The organism is Shewanella submarina, assembly GCF_042646185.1.
In the GTDB taxonomy this organism is placed as follows: Bacteria; Pseudomonadota; Gammaproteobacteria; order Enterobacterales; family Shewanellaceae; genus Shewanella; species Shewanella corallii.
On the sequence record NZ_JBHRTD010000015.1, the window covers coordinates 181,233 to 198,961 of the forward strand.

The window sequence follows — 17,729 nt, forward strand, 5'->3', positions numbered from 1 at the left end:
CCGGTCACCCTGCCCCAGCAGTCCACTTAAAACCTCTGGTAAATCAGCAAAAAACTCCATGAACAAAATTTAAGCTGCCCTTAACCCCGTGACTATGGGCATTCTGCTACTTTTTTAACTTTCCCGCCTTTTACTTCCTACTCAATACTCAGGGGTATCAAATGACCCAAGCCGGTTCCAAAATCGCCCGTAATTTACTGGTTCTGGCCCTGCTGGCCGCTCTGCTCGCCACCGCCGGATATTTCTACATTAAGCATCAGGAGCAGTATCCCAGCACAGAAGATGCCTATATACATGCCAATGTCCTGTATGTAGCGCCACAGATCAGTGGCGAGGTTATCCGGGTCAATGTTGAGAACTATCAGCACGTCAACGCAGGAGACCTGTTGGTGGAGATCAATCCGGCGCCCTATCAGGCAGCCTATGAGCAAGCCAAGGCAGCCTATGAGGTTGCAACTCAGGAGAACAAGGCAACAGACGATGCCATTCTGGCCGCCAGTGCCAACGTCAACAGCACTGTGGCCCAACTGACCGACGTGCAGCAAAACTACCGCCGCACCATGGATCTTGTCAGCAAAGGCCTGCTGCCACAGCAACAGGGTGACGATATCAAGGCTCAGCTGGCCGCCGCTCAAACTGCAGTGGAAGCCGCACGCGCCAAGATGTCTCAACTGATCACCCAGCAGGGTGCCAAAGGCGATGAAGCCCCTCAGGTCAAACAGGCCGCGGCGGCGTTATCAAAAGCGACACTGGATCTTTCCTACACCCATATCAGCGCGCCACACAGCGGTAATCTGGGCAAGGTCAGCGTTCGTCCCGGCAGCGTAGTCGCGCCGGGTACCGCCATGATGCCATTGGTGGAAGACAACACTTTCTGGGTCGAAGCCAACTATAAAGAGAGTGCTGTGGGCAAGCTCAAACCCGGTATGAAAGCGGACATAGTGTTGGATATGTATCCCGACGTAACCTATGAAGGTCAGGTGATTGCTATCTCCCCTGCCAGCGGTTCCTCTTTCTCTCTGCTGCCTCCGGAAAATGCCACAGGTAACTGGGTCAAAGTGCCACAACGTTTCCCTGTCAGCATCAGTATTCAACCCCTGGCCGGGGAACCGGCATTACGGGTTGGTGCCAGTGCCGAAGTGACAGTTGATACCCTGACTGGAACCAGCAGCAAATGAACCAGAATGCTCCGGTGGAGGGCACTGCCAGACTGCTGATCGTATTGGCTGTAATGCTTTCAGCCATCATGGTGTTGCTGGATATGACCATTGCCAACGTTGCCCTGCCACATATGATGGGCGCGCTGGGAGTGACCTCAGAGCAGATAACCTGGGTACTGACCTCTTACTCCATGGCAGAAGCGATATTTATTCCTCTGGCCAGTTATCTGTCTCTGAAGTTTGGTATTCGTAACCTGCTGCTGGTGTCTGTGGCGGGCTTTATTACCACTTCAGCACTCTGTGGTCAGGCAGACACACTGACGGAAATGGTCACTTTCAGAGTGATGCAAGGGGCATTTGGTGCATCTGTTATTCCACTGTCCCAGTCGATTATGGTGCAGATCTTCCCACCGCAGGAGCGGGGGAAAGCAATGGCACTGTTCAGCGTCGGTGTACTGCTGGGACCAATTCTTGGTCCTACCGTGGGCGGCATAATTACCGAATATATGGACTGGCGCTGGATCTTCTACGTCAACCTGCCAGTAGGCATTCTTTGTCTGGCTCTGCTTTACTTCTTCGTCAAACTGGATGGCAAAGGTCAAACCTCAGTCGACTGGCCTTTGGTTATCGGCATGGCCATAGGTATCGGCTTGCTGCAGATGGTGCTGGACAGGGGTAATGAGTCCGGCTGGTTCAGCGACAATCTGATCCTTTTCTCAGCCATCATCTCAGCCATCGCCATTATCTTCTTTGTGACCCGCTCCTTTATGACCAAGGGGGATATTGCCCCCATGTGGTTGCTGAAGGACAGAAACCTGGCTGTCTCCTGTCTTATCATGGCGTGCTTCTCCATGGGCATGTTTGGTATTACCCAGTTGCAACCCATGATGATGGAGCAACTGCTGGATTACCCGGTTGAAACTACCGGCTTCCTGATGGCGCCAAGGGGGCTTACCTCAGCCATAGTGCTGCTGATTATGTCGCGCTTTATGGACAGACTGGATGCCAGAATGCTGATTCTGGTCGGTTTATCGCTCAATGCCGCAGGCACCTGGTTTATGACCCAGTACTCACTCAATGTGGATATTTTCTGGATGGTGCTGCCCAGTATTATTCAGGGCGCGGGAATGGGTCTGGTGTTTGCACCACTGAGCCAGCTTGCCTACGCCACCCTGAGCAAAGATGACACAGTTGGCGGCGCAGTGGTGTTTAACCTGTGTCGAACCATTGGTGGCTCATTCGGTATTTCCATCGTCAATACCTATTTCAGCCGCAGTGAACAGGCCAATTGGCACAATCTGGGGGCCACCCTGAGCCCTGATAACCCACTGCTTCAACAGGCTGCCGCGATAAAGGACACCACAATTACCGATCCCGGATTTATTGCCTGGCTCAGTCAAATGCTGCATCAGCAATCCACCATGCTGGCATTTGTTTATACCTTTGGTTTTATCTTTATCTCTTACCTGGTGTTGATGCCTTTGCTGGCACTGTTCAAGCCCAGACCCAAGCCCGAACCCAAGCCTGAGCTCAGTTAACCGATATCCACGGGGAAGCTGCGCTCTCCCCGTGGAAAGATTGTGCCCATGACTTCTATCAAGACTTGGTTACAATTTTTCCCGCTCACGACCACCAGCTAAAACCCATTAAAATCAATACAGTAACTTACTGACTTAGCGCTAGAGCCATAGCTTTTCGTCTACTGCCCCCCTGTCCCCTGTATTGCCGTTGCCAATAAAGCTATATTACTGAGATATTAGAGACTTAAGCTCAGCAAGTAACGGACATGCCCATGGGACAAGAAACCTCAAAAATTCTGGTTGTAGATGATGATATGCGCCTGCGCTCTTTGCTTGAACGCTACCTGGTTGAACAGGGGTATCAGGTTCGGGCTGCCGGCAACGCTGAGCAGATGGATCGCCTGCTGGAAAGGGAAAACTTTCACCTGCTGGTGCTGGACCTGATGCTGCCCGGTGAAGATGGCCTGTCTATCTGCCGCCGCCTGCGCCAACAGGGAAACCAGCTTCCCATCGTTATGCTGACCGCCAAAGGGGACGAGGTTGACCGTATTATCGGCCTTGAACTGGGTGCCGATGATTACCTGCCCAAGCCATTTAACCCAAGAGAGTTGCTGGCAAGAATCAAAGCGGTAATGCGTCGTCAGATCCAGGAAGTACCAGGCGCTCCATCGCAGCAGGAAGAGATGATCACCTTTGGCGATTTCAGCCTGAACCTGGCCACCCGCGAGATGTCCCGTGGTGATGAGGCAATCGCCCTGACCAGTGGTGAATTTGCGGTACTTAAGGTACTGGTGTCGCACCCTCGTGAACCTCTGTCCCGTGACAAACTGATGAATCTTGCCCGTGGCCGTGACTACTCTGCGCTGGAGCGTTCCATCGATGTGCAGGTATCCCGCTTGCGCCGACTGATAGAAAACGATCCCGCCAGCCCAAGATATATTCAAACCGTATGGGGTCTGGGCTATGTCTTCGTACCGGATGGCAGCGCACGCAAATGATGGGAAAGTGGTGGCGGCAGTTTCTGCCGCGCAGCGCCTTCAGTCAGATTTTCCTGTTGATCGCCTGCCTGCTGTTGATCAACCAGATAGTCTCCTATGTGACTGTCGCCTTTTACTTTATTAAGCCTACCTATCAGCAGATCAATCAGCTGATCGCCCACCAGGTTAACTTCCTCTTTTATGATGGCGTCACCATAGACAGAGATAACCTGACCGTGGTTGATGCCCTTAATAACAAGATCCGCCAGGATGATATGAAGGTGTTCAACCTGCAGCAGGCCCAAAGAGCCGGGGTGGAGCGGGCAACCTACTACAGCACCCTGTCAGCACAGATGTCTGAGTATCTGGGTGGCAACGCCGAGGTGAGAGTCGATCAGGGTAAGCACTTTTATATCTGGATTAAGCCCCCACAGGAGCCATCAGTCTGGATCCGGGTGACTCTGACCAGCTTCAACGAATATGAACTCTCGCCGCTGACACTCTACCTGGTGGTGATTGGCGCGCTCAGTGTACTGGGTGGCTGGCTGTTCGCCCGCCAACAGAACCGTCCGCTCAAGTCACTGGAGAAAGCCGCGATCTCAGTATCCAGTGGCAATTTCCCGCCGCCCTTACCATTGCAAGGGTCAACGGAAATCATCGAGGTGACCAATGCCTTTAACCAGATGTCCCACAGCATGCATCAACTGGAACAGGACAGAGCCCTGCTGATGGCGGGTATTTCCCATGACCTCCGTACGCCGTTGACCCGTATTCGGCTGGCGTCGGAAATGATGGTTAAAGAAGATGAATATCTGAAGGATGGCATTATCAATGATATCGAAGATATGGATGCCATTATCGACCAGTTTATTGCCTATATCCGCCGGGATCAGAAACCCAACCTGCAGCCGGATCAGGTCAATCGAATCATTCAGGAAGTGGCGCAAGCAGAGTCGGCCCGCTGTGACAATATTGACCTGGAACTGGCCGATTGTCCGGAAGTGCCTATGGCTCCCATCGCCATTAAACGCGTGGTCAGTAACCTGGTAGAAAACGCGCTGAGATACGGCAATGGCTGGGTTCGCATGAGTACTCAACACCTGCCGGACAGAGTTGGCTTTTGTGTTGAGGACGACGGCCCGGGCATAGACCCTTCCCAAATCGAAAATCTGTTCCAGCCATTCACCCGTGGCGATACCGCCCGGGGCAGCCTGGGCTCAGGCCTGGGACTGGCGATTATCAAGCGGATTGTGGACATCCACAAAGGTAAGGTTGTGCTGACCAACCGTCCCGAAGGCGGCCTGCGCGCACAGGTTTGGCTGATGAAGAAGCCAAGGGTTGATTGAGTTGAACCCATAAAAAACGCCCCGCAATCAGCGGGGCGTTTTTGTCAGAAGCTGTTTTAAAGTTGCGCCAGCACGTATTCAGCCTTGCTCACTTCAAAGCTCTTGGCCTGCTCTATGTTGAGCTTCTCAACCACACCGTCACGGACGATCATGGCATAGCGAACCGAACGCACACCACCGAAGCTGCCAGTGTCCATTTCCAGACCCAGAGCCCGGGTAAAGCTGGCATCACCATCGGCCAACATGCGCAGCTCACTGGCATTGTGCACCTTACCCCAGGCGCGCATCACAAAGGCATCGTTTACCGCCAAACAGACGATCATATCCACGCCCCTGGCTTTAAGCTCATCTGCCAGCACCACGTATCCGGGCAGGTGAGCCTCGGAGCAGGTTGGGGTAAAGGCGCCCGGTACCGCAAACAGTACAACAGTCTTACCGGCAAACAGTTCGCTGGTATTCAGATTTTGCATCCCCGCTTCCGTTAACTCAGTGAGTACGGCATCAGGTAACTTATCACCTTGAGCAATCATGGCAGAACTCCTTTGGTTGGTTACCAAAACAGCATAGCCGGAAAACCACGGAACAAACACAGTAGATCAGTAAGGACTTAACCAGAGACAGACCACCACTTTTGGCGCAGGCAACAAAGCCTATAAACCTGTGTCAGGACTTCATTGCGGCTTTGACATAAACATCGAAGCGGTTTTTCTTGGTGGCGATAACTGCGCTTGGCTTAACCCCATCCAGATCTTCGGCATAGTCAGGGCGTTTAACTACAACTCGCATACCCGCCAGCGTCAGAGCCGGTGCCAACAGGCCATCGGCATCCAGGTCAGCGCCTACCAATGACTGGAATACCCGCATCTCTTTTTTCACCAGCGCGGACTTTTCGCGGTGGGGATACATAGGGTCCAGATACACGACATCCGGTGCCAGTCCCAGCTCAGGCAACGCCTCCAGGCTGGATGCATGCACCATGGACAGGCGCTGTTGCAGCCAATCGCCAATCTCGCTGTCTTCATAACCTCGACGCAAGCCATCTTCCAGCAGGGCTGCTACCACAGGGTGACGCTCAACCATGGTGACCTTGCAACCCAGGCTGGCCAGCACAAACGCATCACGACCAAGGCCGGCAGTGCCATCAACCACGCTTGGGTTTTCACCCTGCTTCAGACCTACCGCCTTGGCAATCGCCTGGCCACGTCCACCGCCAAACTTACGCCTGTGAGCGACGGCGCCGGAAACAAAATCGACAAAGATGCCGCCAAGCTTAGGTTCATCCCGCTTTTTCAGGGTCAGGCAATCGTTCTCAAACACCAACTCAAACAGCGCCTCGTTATCAAAGGTCAGCTGCTGACGGGCGCAGATATCTGCAATACGGGTATCGGATGAATCGAAGAAAATGCTCTGGGTCACGGGAATGCATCAATGGGAATTATCTGCCGCTATTATGCCATCTCCTGTACTCACTTGCTCAAGTCTTACATGACAACCGGCATTGAAATGTCAGCCCAAAGCCTTTGCTGTGGGATTCGGGTATACTCTGGCCAATTTAGACTTCCCGGAACCAACCACAATGCTGAGTTACCGCCACGGCTTCCATGCTGGCAACTATGCCGACGTTCTCAAGCACACCATGTTGCTGCAAGCGATTAAGTCCCTGCAAAAGAAGAACAAACCATACGTCTACATCGACACCCATGCCGGTGCCGGTGGTTACAGTCTGCAGGATGATTTTGCTCAGAAGACCGGAGAGTACCTGGATGGCATAGCTAAAATCTGGGGCCAGACAGATCTGCCCGAACCACTGGCTGACTATGTAGATGCGGTAAAAGCATTCAACACTGAATCGGACGATCTGGATTACTATCCTGGCTCACCGGCATTTGTGGATATGACACTGCGGGAAAAAGACCGCATGGTACTGCATGAACTGCACGGTACCGACTACCCAACTCTGGCTCAGGGCTTCGCCGGTGACCGTCAGGTTAAAGTGCTGAACAAGGATGGTCTGGCGGGTTTGATTGCCGCAGTTCCACCTATTGAACGTCGTGGCCTGATCCTCATCGACCCCAGCTATGAGATTAAATCTGACTATCTGGATGTGGCCGATACTGTGATTGACGCCTACAAGCGTTTTGCCACTGGTATATACATGATCTGGTATCCGGTAGTTGACCGTGACCGTACTGAGGCTATGTTTGACCGCCTGAAAGCCAGCGGCATTCGCCGCCAGCTGCGTATCGAACAGGGCATTCGCCCTGACACTAACGAAAAGGGGATGACTGCTGCCGGTCTGTGGATAGTCAACCCGCCATGGCAGCTGGATGAGCAAGCCAAATCCACTCTGGATTATCTGGATGCCAAGCTGAACCAGGGTGGCGGTTTTACCCGGGTTGAATGGGAAGTGGGCGAGTAAAAACGTTATCCAAGATCAACAGCGGCCTGCCACGAAGGGCACGAAGAAATGCTGAAGAACGGCAAAAGCATATCTGTTAGCAGCTCTTCCCTTCGTGTTCTCTGTGCAGCGAACGCAGTGAGCGCTTCGTGGTTGACAGCAGTTAACAGCGAAAAGCAGTGACCCACGAAGGACGTGAAGAAATGCCGAAGAACGGCAAAAGCATATCTGTTAGCAGCTCTTCCCTTCGTGTTCTTTGTGCAGCGAACGCAGTGAGCGCTTCGTGGTTAATAGCATTTATAAACTAAAAGCAGTGAGCCACGAAGGACGCGAAGAAATGCCGAAGAACGGCAAAAGCATACCTGTTACCAACCTCATACCTTCGTGTTCTCTGTGCAGCGAACGAAGTGAGCGCTTCGTGGTTAATAGAAGTTAAAAACGAAAAGCAGTGAGCCACGAAGGGCACGAAGAAATGCTGAAGAACAGCAAAAGCATATCTGTTAGCAGCTCTTCCCTTCGTGTTCTCTGTGCAGCGAACGCAGTGAGCGCTTCGTGGTTAGTCGCTTTTAGCTTTCCCCTATAACCCGCTATATCTCATTACGGTATCGTTTTAGCAGTATCTTGACCCGCTCCACATAGGCGCGGGTTTCTGCGAACGGCGGAATGCCCTGATACTTCTCCACATTAGAGGGTCCTGCATTGTAGGCGGCCAGCGCAAAGTCCAGGTCGCCATTAAAGCGGGTCAGCATTTTAGACAGGTAGGCACTGCCGCCCTGGATATTGGCATCGGCTTCAAAGGCGTTGCTGACACCCAGTTCTTTGGCTGTGGGTGGCATGAGTTGCATCAAACCCATGGCGCCACGACGGGACAGCGCCAGAGGATTAAAGTTGGACTCTGCATGGATAACGGCACGAATAAGCGCCTTGTCGAGCTTATGGGTGTTGGAAGCCTGTTCAATGGCATGACTGAATCTGTGGGTTTCCAGTGCCAGACTGCGCCAATCTACTTTAGAGTCAGGCTGGCAGGCAAAACAGTCAAACAGCAGGATCTCAAACTGGCCGTCCCCTGGAGGCTGATCACTGAACACTACGCTGCCATCTGCCTTATAGTGTCGATAAACCTTTAATTTATCTTGATTTCCGGTGATACCCTGCTCAGAAAAACGGGCAACAATGACCGGCTTCTCCGCCGTTGATGCCACGGCTCCCTGGCATACCAGCAGTGTCAGTATCCATAGACAAGGCGCTTTCAATCATCCCTCCAGTTAAGCTGTGATTTTTTAACCACCCAGACAAGAGTCTCGCGGTTAAACAGGCATAATCCCTTGTTGACAAAGCAGTTTTACAGCAACTCTCCAGCCATTACCGCTAAGAGTGCCAAATCCTGTCCGAGCTGCTGCAAAATCGGTCAACGCCTGCAAATATCCACTTAATATTCAGCAGGTAACATCAAAACCCAAATGGTAATTATTGAGCAGTATGACACTGACGCAGTTAAAAAACCGCTAATTTTCAGCAAAATAATTATATAAAATTCAAGCCTGATACAAATTTGCAGTTAAATAACTAAAAATTTTAACTTTATACCTTTAACCCATAGTGTCCTGTGAGTATTATGGTTCGCCGGGACAGGGTAGCCCTCAGCCAAAAAAGCACAATAATCCGCAGCTGATGGTTTGGTCAGCCCCCTCTTAAGTCAGGCTTAACACGACAAGTTTAGCCTTTCAGCCACGGGCACAGAGCAGAAAATGCCGCGCCCGGACTCACTTGTCCCGTGAAAATAATTATTAGAAGTCAAGGAATCAGCATGAGTTTACCCTCCAACCAGGGCAGTGCCGCACCGGCCTCTTCGCCCACAGACCTCAGCAAAAAAGGCTGGTTTATCAAGTTCCTCAACATAGTTGAGCGCCTGGGTAACCTGTTACCCCATCCCATTACCTTGTTCGCCATGTTCTGTCTGGCCGTCATCCTGATTTCAGGTGTAGCAGGTTATTTCGAGCTTTCCGTTGTCGACCCTCGCCCAGAAGGCGCTGCCGGTCGCAGTCCTGACGGTCTAATCCATGTGATCAGCCTGATGAATGGCGAAGGTCTACGAATGATAGTCTCCAACCTGGTGACCAACTTCACCGGCTTTACCCCACTGGGCACAGTGCTGGTGGCACTGTTGGGTGTGGGTATTGCCGATCGCTCCGGCATGTTGTCAGCGGCAATGCGCCTGCTGGTCATCGGTGCTTCCAAACGTCTGGTCACTGTAGTTGTCGTATTTGCGGGTATTGTTTCCAACACGGCTTCTGAGCTGGGTTATGTGGTACTTATCCCCATGGCGGCCATGATATTCCACTCGCTGGGACGTCACCCGCTGGCCGGTCTGGCGGCAGCATTTGCCGGTGTATCCGGTGGCTATAGTGCCAACCTGCTGCTGGGTACCGTTGACCCACTGCTGTCGGGTATCACCGAAGCTGCTGCCCAGATGATCGACCCTGATTACATCGTTGGCCCTGAAGTGAACTGGTACTTTATGTTCGCCTCTACCTTCCTGGTATCTATCATGGGTGCCGTGGTCACTGAGAAGATTGTTGAGCCCAACCTGGGCAAATACAACCCGGAAGACGCCGCCATCGACCTGTCTGCCCAGCAGATGGAAACTGTTACCCCTGAAGAAAAACGCGCCCTCAAGCTGGCAGGTCTGGCTGCACTGGCTGTGACCCTGGTCATTGCCGCTCTGGTTGTTCCAGAAGATGCGCCTTTGCGTAACCAGACTACCGGTGATGTATCCGGCTCGCCTTTCCTGAAGGGCATTGTGGCCTTCATCTTTATTGGCTTCGCCATTCCCGGACTGGTATACGGCAAGGTAATTGGTGTATTCAAAAAAGACAAAGACATCATCGATGCCATGTCTGAAAACATGAGCTCAATGGGCATGTATATCGTGCTGGTGTTCTTTGCTTCTCAGTTTGTTGCCTTCTTCAAATGGACCAATCTGGGCGCAGTAATGGCAGTAGCCGGTGCCGATGCCCTGAGCGCTATCGGTCTGACCGGTCCACTGGTATTCGTCCTGTTTATCGCCATGTGTGGCATCATCAACCTGTCGCTGGGCAGCGCTTCAGCTCAGTGGGCAGTGACGGCACCTATCTTCGTGCCAATGCTGATGCTGATTGGCTACGCCCCGGAAACCATTCAGGCGGCTTACCGTATCGGTGACTCTGTCACTAACCTGATCACCCCAATGATGAGTTACTTTGGTCTTATTCTGGCGGTGGCCTGTCGATATAAGAAGGATTTGGGGATAGGCACGCTGATCGCCACCATGCTGCCATACACCCTGGTGTTCTTTGTTGGCTGGGTAAGCTTCTTCTTTATCTGGGTGTTTGCACTCGGCTTGCCTGTCGGCCCTGGCGCAGCGACTTACTACACGCCTTAAAACCCGATTAATCAGATAGTTATTAATCAAATAAAAAACGCCCTCCCATGAGGGCGTTTTTAATGCGCTTCAACAGGCTTGCAATGCCCAATGCCGGCGCTATATTGAGCGCCTAAATCTCCATTCCGGCCCCTTGTTATGACCCTGTTTTTTGCCTCCGATCTTCACGGCTCCCTGACCGCCACCGAAACCATGCTTGAGAAGTTTGAGCAATCCGGTGCCCGATATCTGGTCCTGCTGGGCGATATTCTTAACCATGGCCCACGCAATGCGATTCCTGAAGGTTATGCCCCGGCTGAGTTGGCCGAACGCCTGAACCAATATGCCGACCGTATTATCGCGGTGCGCGGTAACTGTGACAGTGAAGTGGACCAGATGCTGCTGGAGTTTCCCCTGACCGCCACTTACCAAAACCTGCTGCTGCCGCAGATGCGCCTGTTCCTCAGCCACGGTCATATCTATGGCCCGGACAAGCTGCCTAAACTGCTGCAGGGCGATGGCTTTGTATATGGTCACACCCATATTCCGGTAGCCGAATACAAAGAGGGGGTTCTGCACTTCAACCCCGGCTCCACCACAATTCCACGCAATGGTGGCCGTGCTTCCTATGGCCTGTTCAGCGAGACCGAGTGTCAGGTACGGGATCTGCACACAGATGAAGTGATCGTCAGCTGCAGCCTGCGCCAAACACTGTAATTTGAGATCGAGAAGCCCGGTGAAAGCCGGGCTTTTTGTTGGGGTATGATTCAAGTCGGGTACAGTCAGCTTTTGTTATGCTGTTAGCAGCACATCACCAAGGAGGAAGCTTTGCTCAGCATTCTTATCACTCAGTTCGTTGTTCTGTGGGCCGTGATCGATCCGGTCGGCTCAGTCCCTGTTTACCTGTCGCAAACCCAACATCTGTCAGCCAAACAAAGACGCCTGGTGGCACTGAAAGCCGTCGGTATTGCCACAGGTGTGTTGCTGTTCTTTCTGATTGCCGGACAATTGTTACTGGAAGCCATGCAGATCCCTTTGCCTGCATTTCAGGCCGCCGGTGGACTGGTGTTATTACTGTTCGCCCTGACCATGATCTTTGGCGAAAGCAAACCTGAGCAGGAAACCAAACTGAGTGAAGAGGTCAGCCATTCAGACCTGGCAGATCTTGCTGTGTACCCACTGGCCATCCCCTCCATCGCCTCCCCCGGCGCCATGATGGCCATCGTCATGCTCACCGACAACTCCCGCTATGCCGTGATGGATCAGGCAATTACCGCAGGCATCATGATCGTAGTCATGGTCATCACCCTGCTGCTGTTGCTGGGTGCCACCAAAATCCAGAAGGTAATCGGCAACGTCGGCGCCGCCATCATCAGCCGCGTCATGGGGTTAATTCTGGCCGCCGTGGCAGTCAGCAATCTACTACAAGGCATCAGGGATTTTTATCTGTAGCTAAGACAAACTGTGCAGCCGAGTAGAGGTCTCTACTTGGCTGACTTAGGAGCAGGGGTTGAATCTGAGATTGGTACAAGCAGCAATGTCCTCGACCGCCTCCAAACAGCTGACCATTTTGACTATCGAGAGCATGCCTGATGATGACCTTCAGTCTACTGGAACTGAGGCTCGTACTTACTTTCCGCTCGGGAGTCGTATTCAAAAAAGCCGAGAAAAGCCATATAGGGATCGTCGTTGATTCCTGTCACCGATGTGGAATATGACCAATCATAAAGACATCGAACCCATGATACTGAATCCAGCCCTCTCTTCCTCGCCATTGAAACTGCATGATCCACGAACGACTTTGAAAAAGAACACTCACCTAGAATTCGATCTAAAGAGTCACTTCCTTTTGCTACGCCATTGTCCTCTATTTGATCATGGTCGTAGTATCCAAAACCGAAATTCTCGCACCACTGGCTAAGAGGAGTATCCTCGTGTTCCTCCCCGTACCTCTCTTCAAAATAGTCTTCAGGAATCTCATCCAGAGTAACTTTGCTTACCCAAATGGAAACGTATCCTTTTTTCTCGAAGTTTGGACCACCGTATCTCATTCAATTCTCTTTAGGCTATAACGCCCAGATATTGTTTTGGTTGTGTATAAATATATGGACATTATCACTACGGTCTTGTGCGACGCCAACCTTACCCCACTGATAAGAAGTGTAAGTGTCCTGTCCCTTACCCAGTTTTGATTGCAACCAATCAAGATGCATTTGCTTACGTTCAGGTGTGCTTGAGTAGAAATCAGCGGCTTCTTTGTAGCTTTTAGTTAAGTCCGTCAGGTGAATAAATACACTAACCAGTTTGTCACGCTCAAATCTTAAGTTTACTTTGGTCTCAAGACTATCTGTGGCCTCAATGAATGATGAAAACGTACAGGGGACTTTTTCTCGTATCACTTGTACGGTCATCTCCTGACCTGTCATGAATGATTCAGGGAGCTCGGCCAACTTCGTGCTCGGCTTAATCTGATAACCGTCCACATTTACCGTTCCTGTCATTTTATCGATCGTTATCATCATTCCACTCATCTAACGCCCGCAGCTGCGGACGATTTGTCACTATGAAGAAGCGAAAAAGTGTTCCGGCAGCCTGTGCTGATTGTTAGTTAAACTACGATAAAGCATCAAAGACAATCACTGTATAATACTCATGGGATACGCCCAGAGTGTAGCCACCAAATTCAACTTGGGAGTCCTCAGACTTTTCTACCCAAAGTCTATCTGCGCTCAATATTTCACATAGACCGTCAGGATCCCGAACTCCAATGAGGTTTACATTAACAATCTCATCAGAAGCAATAAAAGAAAAAGAAACTAGGAATGAATCACCCTCACGCCTTACGTAAAACTCGTTAACGGACACCCCTTTATATATTTTTCCTAGCTCCATATGCTAATACTCTTTGACTAATAACATTTGTGGCAGACGCATCAGTAGCAAATTCCTTGGAGGCAATTGTTATGAGTTAAGTTGCGGGGAAGCACTTACTGCACTCAAGCCAAATAATGCCGAAATCGCCGACAATTTCGAAACCCTTATCAATACGATTAATAGCTTCTAGCTCACCCAGTGAAACAGTATTTCCGTCGTGATCATAGATTATATTCAGAGATATATGAGAGAAGTCTACTCTCATCTTTGTACCATCATCATTGGCAAAACGGATATTTCTGATTTCTCTATTTTCACCAATTAGTCTAACTGTAAATTCACTACGATCTTGAGGTGCCGATATAGAAATCACATCTAAGCCGATTAACTCTTCCATTACTTCAGACTCATAGCATTTTAATAACGCGGCTGCCCGTTTTCCCATCCTGTCCGGGCGGAACAGCAACTGAATTCAACCAATAAAATCATAAATTTAAAAACCGAAAGATAGCAGGCTCGTCGAAGTAAATTTGGGGTAACTCTGAGCTTGAGGAATACACCGGTCCCCGTCCGACGCTGCCGAAGGTGATTGAGAAAATGGTGTAGCAAGGCATAGATGCCGAAGCAGCGACATCGAATCATGGACGAGCGTTTGTCGCGTTAGCCTATTTTCGAAATGAGCCTCAGGAGTTTTCAGCGTTGGTTGGGGCGTCCTTGGGGTTGTTAGGGGTATTGGACGAGCAATACCCCTAACCCGGGTGTGGGTAGGAGACCCACGACTTCGGCCAAGCGCAGCTTGGCAAACTAAATCCCCCCTGCGCCAGCAGCCCACCAGGGCACTCTTTCGTTGCCAAAACGAAAACAAAAAACCCGGCATAAAAGCCGGGTTTTCATCAATCAACAACTTGTATAGACAAGTTATTCCGCCTTACCTGCCTTCTTGGCATCGCGCTCACGCTTGCTGAAGATACGCTCAACAATCACGAAGAACAGCGGCACGAAGAAGATACCCAGGAAGGTGGAGCTGAGCATACCGCCCACAACACCGGTACCAATGGCGTTCTGTGCACCAGAACCTACACCTGTACTGATGGCCAGAGGCACAACACCCAGACCGAATGCCAGCGAGGTCATCAGAATTGGACGCAGACGTACACGCACCGCGTGCAGGGTTGCATCCACCAGGGTAGCACCCTTCTCGTAGTATTCCTTGGCGAATTCCACAATCAGAATGGCGTTCTTGGTCGCCAGACCCACTGTGGTCAACAGACCCACCTGGAAGAACACGTCGTTGTTCAGGCCACGACCATAGGTCGCCAAAAGGGCACCGATAATACCCAGCGGGATTACCAGGATGACCGAGAATGGTACGGACCAGCTTTCATACAGAGCCGCCAGAACCAGGAACACGACCAGTACGGACAAGGCATACAACATAGGGGCCTGGTTACCGGACAGACGCTCTTCATAAGACAGGCCGTTCCATTCGATGCCGAAGCCAGGAGGCAACTGCTTAGCCAGACGCTCCATGGTTTCCATGGCGTCACCGGTACTGTAGCCAGGGGCTGTCGCACCCTGAATGTTCACCGCAGGCAGACCACCGAAACGCTCCAGACGAGGTGCACCAAATTCCCAGCTGCCGGTGGCAAATGCAGAGAATGGCACCATCTCACCCTTGGTGTTGCGAACATACCACTTATCCAGATCTTCAGGCTGCATACGGTACTGGTCTTCACCCTGTACGAATACCTTCTTCACCCGGCCGCGGTCGATATAGTCGTTCACATAGCTGCCACCCCAGGCGGTTGCCAGCACTGAGTTCACATCATTGATGCTCAGACTCAGGGCGCGCAGTTTGGCGTGGTCGATATGCAATTGATACTGAGGCGCATCTTCCTGACCGTTTGGACGAACACCCACAAGGTTCTTGTCCTGAGCGGCCATACCCAGCAGCTGGTTACGGGCTGCAATCAATGCGTCATGGCCCTGACCGTTCTTGTCCTGCAGGAACAGGTCGAAACCATTGGCTGTACCCAACTCCAATACCGCTGGCGGCACGAAGGCGAATACAAAGGCTTCCTTGATGGACATAAAGTAGCCCATGGCACGGCCCGCAATCGCCTCTACGCTCTGGCTTGGCTCAGTGCGCTCATCCCATGGCTTCAGACCGATAAAGGCGATACCCATGTTCTGACCCATACCCGCGAAGCTGAAGCCGGATACTGCGAATACAGACTGTACGTTCTCTTTCTCAGACTCCAGCAAGTAGTTGGTGACTTTATCCATCACCTTCTGGGTGCTTTCCTGGGTCGAGTTGGCTGGCAGGATTACCTGAGTAAAGATAACGCCCTGATCTTCGTCTGGCAGGAAGGCGGTAGGCAGGCGCATAAACACCCAACCGGTTGCCACAACCAGCGCCAGATAGATAACGAATACACGGCCGGTACGCTTGATAATGGCACCAACACTGGACTCATAACGATTGGTCCAACGGTCGAACCAACGGTTAAATGCACCGAAGAAGCCTTTATCCGTCAGCGCGTGACCTTTGGTCACAGGCTTCAGCATGGTGGCACACAGTGCCGGAGTCAGGATCACCGCCACCAGCACAGACAGCGCCATGGCCGATACGATGGTGATAGAGAACTGACGGTAGATCACACCGGTAGAACCGGACATGAAGGCCATAGGAACGAATACCGCAGACAATGTCAGACCGATACCCACCAGGGCGCCGGTGATCTGATCCATCGACTTACGAGTGGCTTCCAACGGGCTGCAGCCCTCTTCCGCCATAATACGTTCCACGTTCTCCACCACCACGATGGCATCGTCCACCAGCAGACCAATGGCCAATACCATGGCGAACATGGTCAGGGTGTTAATGGAGAAGCCGGTAGCAGCCAGAATACCGAAGGTACCCAGCAATACCACAGGTACTGCAATCATAGGGATCAGAGTAGCGCGGAAGTTCTGCAGGAACAGGTACATGATCAGGAATACCAGTACCACGGCTTCCAGCAGGGTGTGCACTACGCCTTCAATGGATTTGCCTACGAATGGGGTGGTATCAAACGGCACCACTACATTCAGCCCCTGCGGGAAGAAAGGCTTCATCTCATCGATCTTGGCCATGACCGCTTCAGCCGTTTCCAGTGCGTTGGCACCGGTTGCCAGCTGAATTGCCATACCGGCAGCCTGGCGACCATTGTAGAAGGAGGTCACCATGTAGTTTTCAGCGCCTACTTCAACCTTGGCAACATCACCCAGGAATACCTTGGCACCCGACACATCAGACTTCAGCACGATCTGCTGGAACTCTTCAGGAGTCTGCAGACGGCTTTGGGCCGAGATAGTGGCGTTAAGCTCCTGGCCCTTCACAGAAGGGGTACCACCCAGCTGACCGGCAGATACCTGAGCGTTCTGCTCACGAATCGCCATGATCACATCATTGGTGGTCAGGTTGTACTGGTTGAGTTTTAGCGGGTCCAGCCATATACGCATGGCGTACTGGGCACCGAACAGCTGAATATCACCCACACCGGCAACCCGGCTCATAGGGTCCTGAATGTTGGCAGCCACATAGTCGGAAATATCCGCCTTATCCATGGAGCCATCTTCAGACACAAAGCCCAGCACCATCAGGAAGCCGGCACTGGTCTTGGCCACGCTGACACCCTGGGCCTGAACTTCCTGAGGCAGCAAAGGCATCGCCAGCTGCAGCTTGTTCTGCACCTGTACCTGAGCAATATCAGGATCCGCTTCCGCGTTGAAGGTCAGGGTAATTTCCGCGTTACCGAAACTGTCACTGGTAGATTTGATATAGCGCAGATGGTCCAGACCCGTCATACGCTGTTCAATCACCTGGGTAACCGTGTCTTCTACCGTTTTGGCAGACGCACCCGGATAGTTAGCCGTAATCGCCACCGTCGGCGGCGCAATGCTGGGATACTGGGACACGGGCAGGCCTTTAATGGCCATCACCCCCGCCAGCATAATAATAATGGCGATCACCCAGGCAAAAATTGGGCGATCAATAAAATATCGAGCCATA

16 protein-coding genes are annotated in these 17,729 nt (G+C 51.9%); 8 read left to right on the plus strand and 8 right to left on the minus strand.

Going from position 1 to position 17,729, the window contains the following annotated elements:
- Positions 1-161: 161 nt before the first annotated feature.
- From ACFOE0_RS12605 to envZ, 4 genes are all read left to right on the plus strand, one after another.
- Positions 162-1,178 carry an HlyD family secretion protein gene (locus ACFOE0_RS12605; protein ID WP_248936879.1) on the plus strand — a complete coding sequence of 339 codons (1,017 nt, stop codon included), beginning with the start codon at positions 162-164 and terminating at the stop codon, positions 1,176-1,178.
- The gene (locus ACFOE0_RS12610; protein WP_248936878.1) at positions 1,175-2,698 is read left to right on the plus strand and encodes an MDR family MFS transporter; all 1,524 of its coding nucleotides are present in this window, start codon (positions 1,175-1,177) and stop codon (positions 2,696-2,698) included. The genes ACFOE0_RS12605 and ACFOE0_RS12610 overlap by 4 nt, the downstream gene beginning before the upstream one ends.
- A 254-nt stretch (positions 2,699-2,952) precedes the next feature.
- Positions 2,953-3,678, plus strand: a complete 726-nt coding sequence (ompR, locus tag ACFOE0_RS12615; protein WP_248936877.1) for an osmolarity response regulator transcription factor OmpR — start codon at positions 2,953-2,955, stop codon at positions 3,676-3,678.
- Positions 3,675-5,003 carry a two-component system sensor histidine kinase EnvZ gene (gene envZ / locus ACFOE0_RS12620; protein WP_248936876.1) on the plus strand — a complete coding sequence of 443 codons (1,329 nt, stop codon included), beginning with the start codon at positions 3,675-3,677 and terminating at the stop codon, positions 5,001-5,003. The genes ompR and envZ overlap by 4 nt, the downstream gene beginning before the upstream one ends.
- 56 nt (positions 5,004-5,059) lie before the next feature.
- On the opposite strand, the gene ACFOE0_RS12625 is transcribed toward envZ, so the two are convergent.
- Together ACFOE0_RS12625 and ACFOE0_RS12630 are read right to left on the minus strand one after the other, a co-directional pair.
- Complete coding sequence (locus ACFOE0_RS12625) at positions 5,060-5,533, minus strand: peroxiredoxin (protein ID WP_248936875.1); 474 nt, start codon at positions 5,531-5,533, stop codon at positions 5,060-5,062.
- A gap of 133 nt (positions 5,534-5,666) precedes the next feature.
- Positions 5,667-6,425, minus strand: coding sequence for a class I SAM-dependent methyltransferase (locus ACFOE0_RS12630; protein WP_380712167.1), 759 nt, complete (start codon positions 6,423-6,425; stop codon positions 5,667-5,669).
- 154 nt (positions 6,426-6,579) lie between these two features.
- Here ACFOE0_RS12630 and ACFOE0_RS12635 point away from each other — a divergent pair, with 154 nt between their 5' ends.
- Complete coding sequence (locus ACFOE0_RS12635) at positions 6,580-7,422, plus strand: 23S rRNA (adenine(2030)-N(6))-methyltransferase RlmJ (protein ID WP_248936874.1); 843 nt, start codon at positions 6,580-6,582, stop codon at positions 7,420-7,422.
- A 566-nt stretch (positions 7,423-7,988) separates the two neighbouring features.
- Here ACFOE0_RS12635 and ACFOE0_RS12640 read toward each other — a convergent pair.
- Positions 7,989-8,654, minus strand: coding sequence for a lytic transglycosylase domain-containing protein (locus tag ACFOE0_RS12640; protein ID WP_248936873.1), 666 nt, complete (start codon positions 8,652-8,654; stop codon positions 7,989-7,991).
- A gap of 554 nt (positions 8,655-9,208) precedes the next feature.
- Here ACFOE0_RS12640 and ACFOE0_RS12645 point away from each other — a divergent pair.
- The 3 genes from ACFOE0_RS12645 to ACFOE0_RS12655 all read left to right on the plus strand — a co-directional run bounded on the left by ACFOE0_RS12645 (position 9,209) and on the right by ACFOE0_RS12655 (position 12,253).
- Positions 9,209-10,822 (plus strand): AbgT family transporter, encoded by a 1,614-nt coding sequence (locus tag ACFOE0_RS12645; RefSeq protein WP_248936872.1) that lies wholly within the window; start codon positions 9,209-9,211, stop codon positions 10,820-10,822.
- A gap of 138 nt (positions 10,823-10,960) precedes the next feature.
- Positions 10,961-11,518 carry a phosphodiesterase gene (yfcE, locus tag ACFOE0_RS12650; RefSeq protein ID WP_248936871.1) on the plus strand — a complete coding sequence of 186 codons (558 nt, stop codon included), beginning with the start codon at positions 10,961-10,963 and terminating at the stop codon, positions 11,516-11,518.
- Positions 11,519-11,629: 111 nt separating this feature from the next.
- Positions 11,630-12,253: a MarC family protein gene (locus ACFOE0_RS12655; protein ID WP_248936870.1), complete on the plus strand. Its 624-nt coding sequence runs from the start codon at positions 11,630-11,632 to the stop codon at positions 12,251-12,253.
- Positions 12,254-12,408: 155 nt separating this feature from the next.
- On the opposite strand, the gene ACFOE0_RS12660 is transcribed toward ACFOE0_RS12655, so the two are convergent.
- The 5 genes from ACFOE0_RS12660 to ACFOE0_RS12680 form a co-directional block, all read right to left on the minus strand.
- Positions 12,409-12,852 carry an immunity 22 family protein gene (locus ACFOE0_RS12660; RefSeq protein ID WP_248936869.1) on the minus strand — a complete coding sequence of 148 codons (444 nt, stop codon included), beginning with the start codon at positions 12,850-12,852 and terminating at the stop codon, positions 12,409-12,411.
- Between the two features lie 15 nt (positions 12,853-12,867).
- Positions 12,868-13,323: a hypothetical protein gene (locus tag ACFOE0_RS12665; protein ID WP_380712092.1), complete on the minus strand. Its 456-nt coding sequence runs from the start codon at positions 13,321-13,323 to the stop codon at positions 12,868-12,870.
- Positions 13,324-13,414: 91 nt separating this feature from the next.
- Complete coding sequence (locus ACFOE0_RS12670; protein ID WP_248936867.1) at positions 13,415-13,693, minus strand: hypothetical protein; 279 nt, start codon at positions 13,691-13,693, stop codon at positions 13,415-13,417.
- A 76-nt stretch (positions 13,694-13,769) separates the two neighbouring features.
- Positions 13,770-14,072, minus strand: a complete 303-nt coding sequence (locus tag ACFOE0_RS12675; protein WP_162807139.1) for a hypothetical protein — start codon at positions 14,070-14,072, stop codon at positions 13,770-13,772.
- Positions 14,073-14,593: 521 nt separating this feature from the next.
- Positions 14,594-17,728 carry an efflux RND transporter permease subunit gene (locus ACFOE0_RS12680; RefSeq protein ID WP_248936866.1) on the minus strand — a complete coding sequence of 1,045 codons (3,135 nt, stop codon included), beginning with the start codon at positions 17,726-17,728 and terminating at the stop codon, positions 14,594-14,596.
- Position 17,729 lies beyond the last annotated feature (1 nt).